This window comes from Micromonospora sp. I033 (assembly GCF_053890995.1).
The window spans coordinates 1-13,081 of sequence record NZ_JBSSLX010000166.1 but is presented as its reverse complement, the minus strand read 5'-3'; the positions used below and the strand labels follow the sequence as shown (position 1 = coordinate 13,081).

Annotated in this window: 11 protein-coding genes and 1 pseudogene; 11 read left to right on the top strand and 1 reads right to left on the bottom strand. The window is 73.9% G+C overall.

What is annotated here, in order from left to right:
* Positions 1-23: 23 nt before the first annotated feature.
* From ACW0Q9_RS22945 to ACW0Q9_RS22910, 8 genes are all read left to right on the top strand, one after another.
* Positions 24-1,235 carry a hypothetical protein gene (locus ACW0Q9_RS22945; protein ID WP_456184538.1) on the top strand — a complete coding sequence of 404 codons (1,212 nt, stop codon included), beginning with the start codon at positions 24-26 and terminating at the stop codon, positions 1,233-1,235.
* A gap of 44 nt (positions 1,236-1,279) precedes the next feature.
* Positions 1,280-1,744, top strand: coding sequence for a hypothetical protein (locus ACW0Q9_RS22940; protein ID WP_456184534.1), 465 nt, complete (start codon positions 1,280-1,282; stop codon positions 1,742-1,744).
* Positions 1,745-1,775: 31 nt separating this feature from the next.
* Positions 1,776-2,924 (top strand): GTPase HflX, encoded by a 1,149-nt coding sequence (gene hflX / locus ACW0Q9_RS22935; protein ID WP_456184532.1) that lies wholly within the window; start codon positions 1,776-1,778, stop codon positions 2,922-2,924.
* A gap of 56 nt (positions 2,925-2,980) precedes the next feature.
* Positions 2,981-3,541, top strand: coding sequence for a PadR family transcriptional regulator (locus ACW0Q9_RS22930; RefSeq protein ID WP_456184530.1), 561 nt, complete (start codon positions 2,981-2,983; stop codon positions 3,539-3,541).
* Positions 3,538-5,259: an acyl-CoA dehydrogenase family protein gene (locus ACW0Q9_RS22925; RefSeq protein WP_456184528.1), complete on the top strand. Its 1,722-nt coding sequence runs from the start codon at positions 3,538-3,540 to the stop codon at positions 5,257-5,259. Before ACW0Q9_RS22930 ends, ACW0Q9_RS22925 begins: the two co-directional genes overlap by 4 nt.
* 190 nt (positions 5,260-5,449) lie before the next feature.
* Entirely contained in the window at positions 5,450-6,727 is a 1,278-nt protein-coding gene (locus ACW0Q9_RS22920; RefSeq protein ID WP_456184526.1) for an MSCRAMM family protein, read from the top strand.
* 53 nt (positions 6,728-6,780) lie between these two features.
* Positions 6,781-7,323, top strand: a complete 543-nt coding sequence (locus tag ACW0Q9_RS22915) for a GNAT family N-acetyltransferase (protein ID WP_456184524.1) — start codon at positions 6,781-6,783, stop codon at positions 7,321-7,323.
* 40 nt (positions 7,324-7,363) lie between these two features.
* A complete protein-coding gene (locus ACW0Q9_RS22910; RefSeq protein ID WP_456184522.1) occupies positions 7,364-7,774 on the top strand; it encodes a type II toxin-antitoxin system Phd/YefM family antitoxin in 411 nt (136 codons plus the stop codon).
* Between the two features lie 45 nt (positions 7,775-7,819).
* On the opposite strand, the gene pgi is transcribed toward ACW0Q9_RS22910, so the two are convergent.
* On the bottom strand, positions 7,820-9,454 hold the full coding sequence (gene pgi, locus ACW0Q9_RS22905; protein ID WP_456184536.1) for a glucose-6-phosphate isomerase: 1,635 nt from the start codon (positions 9,452-9,454) through the stop codon (positions 7,820-7,822).
* Positions 9,455-9,691: 237 nt separating this feature from the next.
* On the opposite strand from pgi, the gene ACW0Q9_RS22900 reads away from it, so the two are divergent.
* The 3 genes and pseudogenes from ACW0Q9_RS22900 to ACW0Q9_RS22890 form a co-directional block, all read left to right on the top strand.
* Positions 9,692-11,620 carry an ABC transporter ATP-binding protein gene (locus tag ACW0Q9_RS22900; protein ID WP_456184520.1) on the top strand — a complete coding sequence of 643 codons (1,929 nt, stop codon included), beginning with the start codon at positions 9,692-9,694 and terminating at the stop codon, positions 11,618-11,620.
* A gap of 84 nt (positions 11,621-11,704) precedes the next feature.
* Positions 11,705-12,754 carry an aldo/keto reductase gene (locus ACW0Q9_RS22895; RefSeq protein WP_456184518.1) on the top strand — a complete coding sequence of 350 codons (1,050 nt, stop codon included), beginning with the start codon at positions 11,705-11,707 and terminating at the stop codon, positions 12,752-12,754.
* A gap of 40 nt (positions 12,755-12,794) precedes the next feature.
* A pseudogene (locus ACW0Q9_RS22890) lies at positions 12,795-13,081 on the top strand (hypothetical protein); the annotation flags it as partial.

The following is a 13,081-nucleotide window of genomic DNA, read 5'->3' as shown; positions in this document are numbered from 1 at the left end:
CCGGCCCCGACCTGCGGCCGGGCGTGCCCGCCCGGCTGGCCTCGGCGGGCCGGCGGCTGGCCGCGCGGATCCCTGCGCCCTGGGGCTTCGTGCTGGCCGTCTTCGCCGGCTCGAAGATCGTGCTGAGCCTGGTGGGCGTGCTGGTGCTGACCGCCTGGGACCTGGCGCCCGGCTCGCTGCCCGCCGACGAGGCGACGATGCGGGCCCAGCAGGACGAGGTCTCCTCGCACCGCTGGATCTCGCTCTGGTTCGCCTGGGACTCGTTCCTCTACGACCACCTGGCCCGGGTGCCGCTGGACCGGCCGTGGACCGACTTCGGCTTCCCGCTGCTCTACCCGTTCCTGGCCCGGCCCCTGGCGCCGCTGCTCGGCGGGCACACCGCCTGGGCGCTGCTGCTGGTCGCGAACGTGGCGCTGCTGTTCCAGCTCTACCTGACGTACCGGCTCGGCGGCCGGCTGCTCGGCGCCGACGACCCGGGCGACGCCGGCGCGGACGGCCGGCGATCCGTCCGGTACCTGCTGCTCCTGCCCACCGCGTTCCTGTTCCAGGCGGCGCTGACCGAGTCGCTCTTCGTCTGCCTCGCCCTGGCCGCGTTCTGGTACGCCGAGCAGCGCCGCTGGCTGGTGGTCGGGATCGTCGGCTACTTCCTGGCGATGAGCCGCTCGGTCGGCTTCGTGGTGGTGGTCCCGCTGGCCCTGGTGCTGCTGCGCCAGCACGGCTGGCGCCTCCACCCCCGTGCCCTGCCGGGCTACCTGCGGCAGGGCTGGCCGCTGCTGCTGGTCCCGGCCGGCTGGCTGACCTTCATGGCCTTCTGTGGCTGGCAGAGCGGCGACTGGTTCGCCTACCAGCACGCCCAGGAGAAGGGCTGGGGGATCAAGGTGCAGAACCCGCTCGGGGTGGCCGGCGCGGCGCTCGTCGGCGACAACTCGGCCAACGCGCTGCGGGTCTGGATCGCCGTGGCGATGCTGCTCGTGGCGTTCGTCGGGCTGCGCCGGCGGGCCGACTGGCCGTACCTGGTCTACACGGTGATCGTGGTGCTGGTGCCGCTGTCGATGGGCCCGCCGGTCTACAAGAGCCTGCTGCGCTACCTGCTCGCCGCCTTCCCGGTGGCGCTGGTGCTGGCCCGCTGGGCCCGCCGGCCGGGGCTCGACGCCTGGCTCACCGCCGGCCTGGCCCTGCTCCAGGGTGTGCTGTTCGCGCTGTGGCTCACGTACTGGACCCACCTCATCATCTGAGCCGCCGCCGGGCGCGGTCGGCCGGCGGGCCGCAGAATGGCCGGATGAGCGACCGGCGGGTGACCCTCGACGACCTCGGCGCCTGGCTGATCAAGGGCAACGCGGACGCGGTGGACCTGGCGGGCCGCTTCGCCGCCGACGCCCGGGTGGACGGCTGGTGTGTCCGCCCCGGTTACCGGGTCCGGCTGATGCGCGCCGGGCAACCGGTGGTGTTCTGGGCCAGCGGCAGCCGCGGTCGGGCGCCCTACGGCGTGTGGGGGCTGGGCCGGGTCGCCGCGGCGCCGATCCCCGGTGCGCCGGGCGAACCGTGGACCCTGCCGCTGGACCTGACGATCCTCGACGAGCCGCGGCGGGTGCGGCGGGAGGTGCTGCGGGCCGACGCCCGGCTGGCCGGAGCCGAGGTGTTCCGCCAGCCGCAGGCGGCGAACCCCTCGTACCTCACCCGGGCGCAGTTCGCCGCGCTCCGCGGATACCTTCCAGGACCGCATGGTCCGGTGCCGCCGGGGTAGATCGAACCCAGCCGGAGGAGCGAGGTGGGCGATGGCCGGAACGTGGTTGATGGGCGCGGGCGCCACGACGGCGGGGCGGCGGCCGACCGCCGTGCTGGTGGCGGTGCATCCCGAGGGCGGCGACGGGAGCGGCCCGGGGAGCGAGACCTCGCTGGCCGAGCTGAGCCGCCTGGCCGACACCGACGGGCTGACCGTCGCGGACGCGGTGGTGCAGAACCGCCCGAAACCCGATCCGGCCACCTACGTGGGCTCCGGCAAGGTGGACGAGCTGGCCGCGGTGGCCGAGCGGACCCACGCCGACGTGGTGATCGCCGACGGCGAGCTGAGCCCCGGCCAGGTGCGCAACCTCGAGGAACGCACCGGGGTGCGGGTGGTCGACCGGACCGCGCTGATCCTGGACATCTTCGCCGAGCACGCCCGCACCAGCGAGGGCCGGGTGCAGGTGGAGCTGGCGCAGATCGCGTACCAGCTGCCCCGGCTGCGCGGTGACGGCCGCGCGCTGTCCCGGGTGGGCGGTGGCCGGATGGCCGGCGGCGCCGGCATGGGCGTCCGCGGCCCCGGTGAGATGAAGCTGGAGACCCAGCGCCGCCGCCTGCGGCAGCGGGCCACCCGGCTGCGGGGCAACGTCGCCGAGCTGGCCCGGCGGCGGGAGCGGAACCGCGGCCGGCGGGCCCGCAACCGGGTGCCCTCGGTCGCCATCACCGGCTACACCAACGCGGGCAAGTCCGCCCTGCTCAACCGCCTGACCGGCGCGGACGCGCAGGTCCAGGACGTGCTGTTCGCCACGCTCGACCCGACGGTACGGCGGATCTCCACCGGCGACCTCACCTACACCGTCACCGACACGGTCGGGTTCGTCCGGCACCTGCCCCACCAACTGGTCGACGCGTTCCGCTCGACGCTGGAGGAGGTCAGCGGCAGCGACCTGGTGCTGCACGTGGTGGACGCCGCCGCGCCGGACGCGCTGGAGCAGATCACCACCGTGCACGGCGTGCTGCACGAGATCGGCGCCGGCAACGTGCCCGAGCTGCTGGCGCTCAACAAGATCGACGTGGCGCCCGCGGAGTGGGTGGACGCGCTCTGCCGCGCCTGCCCGGACGCCGTGCCGGTCTCGGCGCTGACCGGCGAGGGTGTCGACCGGCTGCGCGCCGCGCTGGCCACCCGGCTGGGCCGCCGCTGACCCGGTGACCGGCCGGGGTCTTGCTATGCAACTCGTTGCATAGCAAGATGGCCGGCATGTCGCTGGAGCACGCCATCCTCGTCTCGCTCCTGGAGCAGCCCGCGTCCGGCTACGAGCTGGCCCGGCGCTTCGACCGCTCGATCGGCCGCTTCTGGACCGCCACCCACCAGCAGATCTACCGGGTGCTCAAGCGGATGGAGAGCGACGACTGGCTCACCGCCCAGGAGGTCGGCCAGGAGGGCCTGCCCGACAAGAGGGTCTGGTCGGTCACCCCCACCGGCCGGTCCGCCCTGGTCACCTGGCTGCGTGCCCCGGTGCAGCCGGAGGCGGTCCGGCACGAGCTGGCCGTCAAGATCCGCGGCGCCGCGTTCGACGACGCGGCCGGGCGCGCCGCCCTGGTCGCCGAGGTCGAGCGCTACCGCGCCGACCACGAGGCCACCCTCGCCGGCTACCTGGCCGGCGAGCGCCGCGACTTCCCCGACCCCGCCGCCCGGGACGCCCGCACGGCGCTCCAGCACGTCGTGCTCCGCGGCGGCATCGCCTACGAGCGGATGGTGCTGGCCTGGCTCGACGACGTCCTCGACACCCTCGACTCCCTCGGAAGGGCTCAGCCGTGACCGACCCGCTGCTGTTCCACCCCCACCGCTACGACCCCGAGCACCTCGACGAGACCTCCCGCCGGCTGCTGCGCGCCACCGTCGACTGGTTCGAGTCCCGCGGCAAGCGGGCCCTGGTGGAGAGCTACAACCACCACGAGTGGTACGCCGACTTCCTCGACTTCGCCGCCAAGGAGGGGCTCTTCGCCACCTTCCTCACCCCGGCCGCCGACGGCGGCGACGACCCGGACAAGCGCTGGGACACCGCCCGCAACGCCGCGCTCAGCGAGATCCTCGGCTTCTACGGCCTCGGCTACTGGTACACCTGGCAGGTCACCGTGCTCGGTCTCGGACCGGTCTGGCAGAGCGGCAACGCCGCCGCCCGGGCCCGCGCCGCCGCGCTGCTCGACGAGGGGCACGTGATGGCCTTCGGCCTGTCCGAGCGGCCGCACGGCGCGGACATCTACTCCACCGACCTGCTGCTCACCCCCGACGGGGACGGCGGCTTCCGGGCCACCGGCGGCAAGTACTACATCGGCAACGGCAACGTCGCCGGCCTGGTCTCGGTCTTCGGCCGCCGTGCCGACGTCGAGGGCCCCGAGGGGTACGTCTTCTTCGCCGCCGACAGCCGGCACCCGGCGTACCGGCTGGTCCGCAACGTGGTCAACGCGCAGATGTACGTCAGCGAGTTCCGCCTGGAGGACTATCCGGTGCGCGCCGAGGACGTGCTGCACACCGGCCCGGCCGCCTTCGACGCCGCGCTCAACACGGTCAACGTCGGCAAGTTCAACCTCTGCACCGCCTCCATCGGGATCTGCGAACACGCCATGTACGAGGCCGTCACCCACGCCCACCACCGGATCCTCTACGGCCGGCGGGTCACCGACTTCCCGCACGTGCGCCGCGAGCTGACCGACGCGTACGCCCGCCTGGTGGCCATGAAGCTGTTCAGCGACCGGGCCGTCGACTACTTCCGCTCGGCCGGCCCGGACGACCGGCGGTACCTGCTGTTCAACCCGATGACCAAGATGAAGGTCACCACCGAGGGCGAGAAGGTGATCGACCTGCTCTGGGACGTGATCGCCGCCAAGGGCTTCGAGGCCGACACCTACTTCGACAAGGCCGCCAAGGACATCCGGGGCCTGCCGAAGCTGGAGGGGACGGTGCACGTCAACCTGGCGCTCATCCTCAAGTTCATGCCGAACTACCTGTTCCGGCCGGCCGAACACCCGCCCGTGCCGAGCCGGCGCGACCCGGCCGACGACGAGTTCCTCTTCCGGCAGGGCCCGGCCCGCGGCCTCGGCGCCATCCGCTTCCACGACTGGCGCACCGCCTACGACGCGCACGCCCACCTGCCCAACGTGGCCCGGTTCCGCGAGCAGGCCGACGGGCTGGTCGCGCTGCTCGCCGCGCACGCCCCGGACGAGGCACAGCAGCGGGACCTGGACTTCCTGCTCACCGTCGGCCAGCTCTTCGCCCTGGTCGTCTACGGCCAGCTGATCCTGGAGCAGGCCGAGTTGACCGGCCTCGACGCCAACCTGCTGGACGAGATCTTCGACCTGCTGGTCCGGGACTTCTCCGGGTACGCCACCGAACTGCACGGCAAGGCGGCCACCACCGAGGCGCAGGCCACGTGGGCGGTCGCCCACCTCCGGCGGCCGGTCGTCGACGCCGACCGCACCGCCCGCGTGTGGCAGCGGGTGGTCGCCCTCGCCGGCGCGTACGAAATGCACCCCTGACGGTCGGGCCGGGCCTCCCATGGGCCCGGCCCCCGCCTCGTCGGCAGCGTCCGGACGAGAGGAAGCGTCACGTCCCACCACAAGAGATTGTCGACAGACAACAATTTCCCTCGGCTTCCCCGCGCCGGCCGGCGGATCACGCCTAGCGTCTGCCTGCGACGACCGCGACCGCGGTGCGGAAGGGAAGAGCATGCGCCCGATCGGCCGGCGGCTCTGCGCCGTCACACTGACCGTCCTGCTCACCGCGATCGCCGCGCTCCCGGCATCGCCGGCGTCCGCCGCGGCGGCGTCCATCACCGGCCGCGTCCTCGACGCGCAGACCGGCGGGGCGCCCATGAACGGCGCCTGCGTCTACGCCTGGGAGGCCAACGGCGGTGGCATCGTCGCCGGGACGTGCGTCGACCTGCAGACCGGCGCCTTCACCCTCGACGGCCTGGAGTCCGGGGTGGGCTACCGGATCGAGGTCAGCCCGGGCGGTGACCTGTACCCGGCGCAGACGTGGCTGCCCGGTGCCGCGACCATCAGCGACGCGGTGCCGGTGGTCGCGCCCGCCGTCCTCGACGTCGCGCTGCCCCGTGCCGGCACGCTGACCGGCACGCTCACCCGCTCCGACGGCACCCCGGCCGCCGGCCTGAACGTGCTCGTCTGGCTGGCGAACCGGGAGGAGGCGTTCGGGCGGTCCACCATCACCGCCGAGGACGGCAGCTGGACGATCGGCGGGCTCTACCCGACCTCGTACAAGGTCTCCTTCGACTGCTGCTGGCCGGCCTGGGCGTACGGCGCGACCGACTGGGCCGGCGCGGCCGTCGTCGACGTCGACGCGGGCGCGACGGTCCGGGTGGACGACACCTACTGGCTGCCGGCCACGCTCAGCGGGCGGATCACCGACGCCGCCACCGGACAGCCGATCGAGGGCGCCTGCATCGAGTTGCGCAGCGTCGACCCGGCCGGTGGAGGCGGGTACAACGGTGGCTGCACCGACGCCACCGGCACCTACCTGGCCGAGAACGTCGTGCCCGGCCGGTTCCGCGTGATCTTCTACGACCCGCAGGGCCGGTACGCCGTGGCGTACCACGGCGGCGACGACCTGGCCTCGGCGACCGTGGTCACCGTCCCGCGGGGCGGCCGGGTCACCGGGGTGGACGGCAGCTTGTCGCTCGGCGCCACGATCACCGGTCGGGTCGTCGACGCGCGTACCCGGCAGCCGGTGCAGTGGGTCTGCCCGCTCGCGTTCGCCGGCCGGGACGGTGACTACGTCCCGTACGAGCAGCAGGAGTGCTCCGACGCCGACGGCCGGTGGCGGCTGTCCGCCCTGCCCGCCCGAGCCACCACCGTCCGGCTCGACGGCGGCGAGCGGTACGGCGTGGTGTGGCTCTACCGCGCGGAGACCCAGGCCGGGGCGACGGTGTTCCAGCCGCGGCCCGGGGAGACCATCACCGCCCGGGAGGTCCGGCTCGTGGCCCGCTGACGGGCGGCCGCAATTCCGGTGCGCCGCAGGCGTGATCGCACTACGTTGCGGGGATGTTCGCCCTTCCCCTGACCGACGACGCCGAGCTGCGGCAGCTGATGCCGTGGCACGCCGACGAGTTCCTCGCCAACCTCGACCGGTGCCGGGAGCACATCGCCCCCTGGGTGGGCGCGTCCTTCGTGGCCACCGACGCCGAGTCCGCCCGCCGGGTCCTGCAGAACTACGCCGACCGGTGGGCCCGCGACGACGGCGGGATCTGGGGCATCTGGCAGCGCGGCACCCTGGTCGGGGGCGTGCTCTTCGTGTCGCTCAGCACCACCACCGGGGTCTGTGAGGCCGGCTGCTGGCTGGAGCGCGGCGCCGAGGGGCAGGGCCTGGTCACCCGTGCCGCCCGCGTGATCATCGACTGGGCGGTCCGGGAGCGCGGCATCCACCGCGTCGAGTGGGTGACCAAGGCCGGCAACGACCGCAGCATCGCGGTCGCCCGCCGGCTGGGCATGAGCCGCGACGGGGTGCTGCGCGGGGCCGCCCCGACGCCCGAGGGCCGGGCCGACATGGAGGTCTGGTCGGTGCTCGCGCCGGAGTGGACGGCCTGACCGCCAGGGTTTTGTCGTACCCGGACGTCAACATGTGTCCATGGCTGTCCCCGCACTGGCCGACCGGTCCCCCCAGCCGCGCGCCCTGCCGCTGCGCGAGGTCCGCACCCGGCTCACCCAGCTCGTCTCCCTCGCCGAGCTGACCGACACCGTCACCGTCGTCACCCGCGACGGCGATCCGCGCCCGGTCGCCGCGATCGTGCCCGCCACGGCGGCGCGCACCGCGGCGCAGGCCCGGGCCGACGCCGAGCGGATCGCCGCGATCAGCGCCGGCTGGTCCCGGCGCCTGGAGGAGCTGCACCGGCAGAGCACCCGCCGGCACGCCGCCGAGCGGCGCGCGCTCGCCGACGCGCTCGCCGAGGCCTGGGCCGAGCTGGACCGCCGCGCCCCGGCCGGCGACCCGGCGCTCGCCCGGCTGCGCGCCGCCCACGCCGACCTGCTGCGCGGCTGACCGCGCGGCCTCCGACCGGCTCGGGCCGGAGGCCGCGGGCGTACGTCAGTCCCGGCCGCGCTGCCGGCGGTAGCGGCGGATCAGCGCGGCGGTGGAGGAGTCCACGTCGCCCAGGTCCGGCCCGGCCCCGGTGAGCTTCGGCGCGAGCTGGTTGGCCATCACCTTGCCCAGCTCCACGCCCCACTGGTCGAAGGCGTTGATGTCCCAGACCGCGGCCTCGGTGAACACGATGTGCTCGTAGAGGGCGACGAGTTGCCCCAGCGTCGCCGGGGTCAGCTTCGGCGCGATGATCGACGTGGTCGGGTGGTTGCCCGGCATCACCCGGTGCGGCACCACCTCGGCCGCGGTGCCCTCCGCCTCGACCTGCTCCCGGGTGCGGCCGAAGGCCAGCGCGGCGGTCTGCGCGAAGAAGTTCGACATGAACAGGTCGTGCATGTCGCCCAGGTCGTGGTTGGGCTGGCTGAACGCGATGAAGTCGGCCGGGATCAGCCGGGTGCCCTGGTGGATGAGCTGGTAGAAGGCGTGCTGGCCGTTGGTGCCCGGCTCGCCCCAGAAGATCTCCCCGGTCGGCTGGTTTTCCGGCCGGCCGTCCACCGCCACCGACTTGCCGTTGCTCTCCATGGTGAGCTGCTGCAGGTAGGCCGGGAACCGGTGCAGGTACTGCGAATACGGCAGCACCGCGTGGGTCTCCGCGCCCAGGAAGTCGGTGTACCAGACGTTGAGCAGGCCGAGCAGCGCCGGCACGTTCCGGGCCACCGGCGTGGTCCGGAAGTGCTCGTCCACCGCGTGGTAGCCCTCCAGCATCTCGCGGAACCGCGCCGGCCCGATCGCCAGCATCACCGACAGCCCGACGGCGGAGGGCAGCGAGTAGCGGCCGCCCACCCAGTCCCAGAAGCCGAACATGTTCTCCGGGTCGATGCCGAAGTCGCGGACCCGCTGCTCGTTGGTGCTGACCGCGACGAAGTGCCGGGCCACGGCGCTGTCGTCGGCGTCCAGCCCGGCCAGCAGCCAGCGCCGCGCCTGGTCGGCGTTGGCCAGGGTCTCCTGGGTGGAGAACGTCTTGGAGACCACGACGAACAGCGTGCTGGCCGGGTCCAGGTCGGTGGTCTTGTCGTGGATGTCGGTCGGGTCGATGTTGGACACGAACCGGCAGGAGATGCCCGCGTCCCGGTACGCCTTCAGTGCCTCGTACGCCATCACCGGCCCGAGGTCCGAGCCGCCGATGCCGATGTTGACCACGGTGCTGATCCGCTCGCCGGTGTGCCCCCGCCAGGAGCCGGAGCGGACCCGCTCGGCGAAGGCCGACATCCGGTCCAGCACGGCGTGCACGTCGGCGACCACGTCCTGGCCGTCCACGGTGAGCGACGCGTCGCGGGGCAGCCGCAGCGCGGTGTGCAGCACGGCCCGGTCCTCGGTGGAGTTGATGTGCTCCCCGGCGAACATGGCGGCGATCCGGTCGGTCAGCCGGACCCGCTCGGCGAGCGCGGTCAGCAGGTGCAGCGTCTCGTCGGTGACCAGGTTCTTGCTGTAGTCCACGTGCAGGTCGGCGACGTCGCCGGTGAGCCGGTCACCCCGCTGCCCGTCGGCGTCGAACAGCTCCCGCAGGTGCGTGCCGCGCATCGCCTCGGCGTGCTTGCGCAGGGCCTGCCATTCGTCCGTGGTGGTGACGTCCACAGCCATCGGGTCGATCTTCTCCTTCACGACGGGTCTGCCGGCGCCGGCCCCGCCCCGCTGCCGGCGACCCCACCAGCCTGCCACCCGGGACGGGTACGCGCGACGCGACCCGACATCGCCCACCCCTCGGGAGCGGGGAACCGACACGCCTTTGGGACGAGTGTTCGACACGCCGATCACGGGCAGACAGCGCAAGGCTGCGGAAAGTAAGCTCCGATGCCGCCCATCGGCTGAGGAGGCGCGATGACCAGGGTTGTCGGCCCACGTGCCCCGTCCGACCGGGACGAGCCGGCCGAGGGCCCGGAGCTGGCGGACCCGCACTGGATGCACCGGGCCACCGAGTTCGCCCACACGGGCTTCTGGGCGGTGGCTCGTCGGCTGCCCGCCCTCGTCCGTGAGGCCGTCGCCCTGGCCTGGGCGACCAGCCGGCGGGACACGCTCGCCTCGATCGGGCTCAACGTGGCCGCCGGCGTGCTCACCACGCTGGGCCTGCTCGCCACGACGGGCGTGCTCCAGCAGCTCTTCGCCGCCGGCCCCACGCCCGACCGGGTCCGCGCCGCGTTGCCCGCTCTCGCGCTGGCGGCAGCGGCGGTCACCGCCCGCGGCGCCCTGACCGTCGCCGCCGGCTGGGCGCAGGCGCGGCTCATCCCGCAGATCAACTACGCGGTGGAGCTGCGGCTCTTCGAGACCACCTCGGCGGTCGAGCTGGCCGCCTTCGACGACGCCGGGTTCGCCGAGGAGATGGTGCGCGCCCGCGACCGGGGCCTGGCCGAGGCCGGATCCATCGTGAACGACACCGTCAACCTGGTCACCGGCGTGGTCGGCGTGGCCGCCACCGCCGCGGCGGTGACGGTGATCCATCCACTGCTGTTGCCCTGTCTGCTGGCCGCCGCCGCGCCGGAGGCGGTGACCGCCGTGCGGATGGCCCGCCGCCAGCACCTCGACTGGCTGGCGCGGATCACCCGGCAGCGACGCAAGTGGATGCTCGGGGACCTGATGGCCGACCGGCACACGGCCGCCGAGATCCGCGCGTACCAGATGCGGGAGTTCCTACTGGCGGAGTTCCACCGCGTGATGAGACTGGAGACCCGCGCGGAGCTGCGCCTGGCCCGGGCACAGACGGTGACCCGCGCGGTCGGCCTGTCGGCCACCGGGGTCGCCGCCTTCGGGCTCTACGCGGTCCTCGGCGGCCTGCTGCTCAACGGTGTGGTCGCCCTCGCCGCCGCGGCCACCGCCCTGCTGGCGTTGCAGTCGGCCCGGGCCGGCCTGCGCACCGCCGTCTTCGCCACCAACTCGCTCTACGAGGACGCGCTCTACTACCAGGACTACCGGAACTTCGTCGACCGGGCCCGGCAACGTGTTCCCACCGGGGGCACCCGACCCGTGGAGGGCTTCGACCGCATCGACCTCGACCGGGTCAGCCTGTGCTACCCGGACACCGACACACCGGCGGTGGACGAGGTCAGCCTGACCGTCCGGCGGGGCGAGGTGATCGCGCTGGTGGGGGAGAACGGCTCCGGCAAGACCACCCTGGCCAAGCTCATCGCCGGTCTCTACCGGCCCAGCACCGGCGTGATCCGCTGGGACGGGGTGGACGCCGCCGAGCTCGACCCGCGGCAGACCGCCGCGCAGGTGGCGGTGATGAGCCAGGACTGGTGGAAGTTCCCGTTCACGGCCCGGCAGAACATCCGGATCGGCCGGCACGACCGGTCCGCCGACCGGCCCGGGCCGGAGGTCGAGGACTCCGCCCGGGACGCCACCGCCCACGACATGATCACCGAGCTGCCGTTCGGCTACGACACACTGCTGGACCGGCAGTTCAAGGACGGCCAGGACCTCTCCGGCGGGCAGTGGCAGCGGCTGGTGGCCGCCCGCGGTCTCTACCGGGACGCCCGGCTGCTGATCTGCGACGAGCCCTCGGCGGCCCTCGACGCGCGGGCCGAGCACGCCCTCTTCCAGCACCTGCGGCGGCACCCCGACCGGGCGGTCGTGCTGATCACCCACCGGCTGGCCAACGTCCGGCACGCCGACCGGATCTTCGTGATGGACCACGGCCGGCTCATCCAACAGGGCGACCACGACGAGCTGATGGCGCAGGAGGGCCTCTACCGGGAGCTGTTCGAGCTGCAGGCGGCCGGCTACCTGACGCAGGCCGGGGAGGCCGGCGGCTGAGTTGACCTCGAGCGCGCTCGAACTCCTACGGTGACCGCACCGGCCGCCGCCCGGTCAGCGCGGCGTCACCCCAAGGGAGCCCGCATGCGTTACCGCGTCCTCGGCGGCACCGGCATCCAGGTCAGCGTCCACTGTCTCGGCACCATGATGTTCGGCTCGGTCGGCAACCCCGACCACGACGACTGCGCCCGGATCGTGCACGCCGCCCTCGACCGGGGCGTCAACTTCGTGGACACCGCCGACATGTACTCGGCGGGCGAGTCGGAGGTGATCGTCGGCAAGGCGCTGCGGGGCCGGCGGGACGACGTGGTCCTGGCAACCAAGGTGCACTTCCCGATGGGGGAGGGGCCCAACCGGGGCGGGAACTCCCGACGCTGGATCGTCCGCGCGGTGGAGGACAGTCTGCGCCGCCTGGGCACCGACTGGATCGACCTCTACCAGGTGCACCGACCCGACCACACCACCGACGTCGAGGAGACCCTGGGGGCGCTCACCGACCTGGTCCGGGCCGGCAAGATCCGGGCGTTCGGCTGCTCGACCTTCCCGGCCGAGCAGATCGTCGAGGCGCAGCACGTCGCGGAGCGGCGGTCGCTCGGCCGGTTCCGCACCGAGCAGCCGCCGTACTCGATCCTGGCCCGCGGGATCGAGGCCGCGGTCCTCCCGGTCTGCCAGCGCTACGGGATGGGCGTGCTGGTGTGGAGCCCGCTGGCCTCCGGCTTCCTCTCCGGACGGTACCGGCAGGGCCGGGCCGTCGACCTCACCGCCGGCCGGCCGGCGCTCACCCCGGCCCGGTTCGACCCGGCCCTGCCCGGCAACGCCGCCAAGTACGCCGCCGTCGAGGAACTGGTCGCGCTCGCCGAGGAGATCGGCTGCTCGCTGCCAGAGCTGGCCGTCGCCTTCACCGTGGCGCACCCGGCGGTCACCTCGGCGATCCTCGGGCCGCGCACCATGGCGCAGCTGGAGGGGCTGCTCAAGGGGGCTGAGCTGGCCCTGGACGACGCCGTGCTGGACCGGATCGACGAGATCGTCCCGCCCGGCGTGAACCTCTACCAGCCGGACGGCGCCTGGTCCTCGCCGGTGCTCACCGACCCGGCCCACCGCCGCCGGCCGCCCGCCGACCGCGCCGCCGCCTGACCGGTTGCCGCCGGCGGCGCTCTCGGGCAGGATGCCCGGAATGGTCCGCCCGTCCGCGCGCCGCGCCACCGCCGTCGCGACCGTGCTCGCCCTCGCCGCCGCCGGCTGCTCCGGGCCGGACACGCCGCCGCCCGCCGCGCCGACGTCCAGCGGCGGGGTCACCGCCACGGCGGCCCCCCCGGCCGGCCCGGCGCCCGTCCCCGCCGCCCGGGCCGGGGTCGGCGGCCGGCCCAGGCCGAGCGCGCGGCCGGGCCAGATCTTCCCGGCGGACAACCTCTGGCACGCCCACGTCTCCCCGCTGCCCGTGCACCCCCGCTCCCCGGCGAT

Coding starts and splice junctions, on each gene's coding strand:
- ACW0Q9_RS22930 (WP_456184530.1), top strand. CDS start 2,981: ATGTCGCTGGAGCACGCCATCCTCGTCTCGCTCCTGGAGCAGCCCGCG.
- ACW0Q9_RS22895 (WP_456184518.1), top strand. CDS start 11,705: ATGCGTTACCGCGTCCTCGGCGGCACCGGCATCCAGGTCAGCGTCCAC.
- ACW0Q9_RS22910 (WP_456184522.1), top strand. CDS start 7,364: ATGGCTGTCCCCGCACTGGCCGACCGGTCCCCCCAGCCGCGCGCCCTG.
- pgi (WP_456184536.1), bottom strand. CDS start 9,454: ATGGCTGTGGACGTCACCACCACGGACGAATGGCAGGCCCTGCGCAAG.
- ACW0Q9_RS22940 (WP_456184534.1), top strand. CDS start 1,280: ATGAGCGACCGGCGGGTGACCCTCGACGACCTCGGCGCCTGGCTGATC.
- ACW0Q9_RS22900 (WP_456184520.1), top strand. CDS start 9,692: ATGACCAGGGTTGTCGGCCCACGTGCCCCGTCCGACCGGGACGAGCCG.
- hflX (WP_456184532.1), top strand. CDS start 1,776: ATGGCCGGAACGTGGTTGATGGGCGCGGGCGCCACGACGGCGGGGCGG.
- ACW0Q9_RS22915 (WP_456184524.1), top strand. CDS start 6,781: ATGTTCGCCCTTCCCCTGACCGACGACGCCGAGCTGCGGCAGCTGATG.
- ACW0Q9_RS22920 (WP_456184526.1), top strand. CDS start 5,450: ATGCGCCCGATCGGCCGGCGGCTCTGCGCCGTCACACTGACCGTCCTG.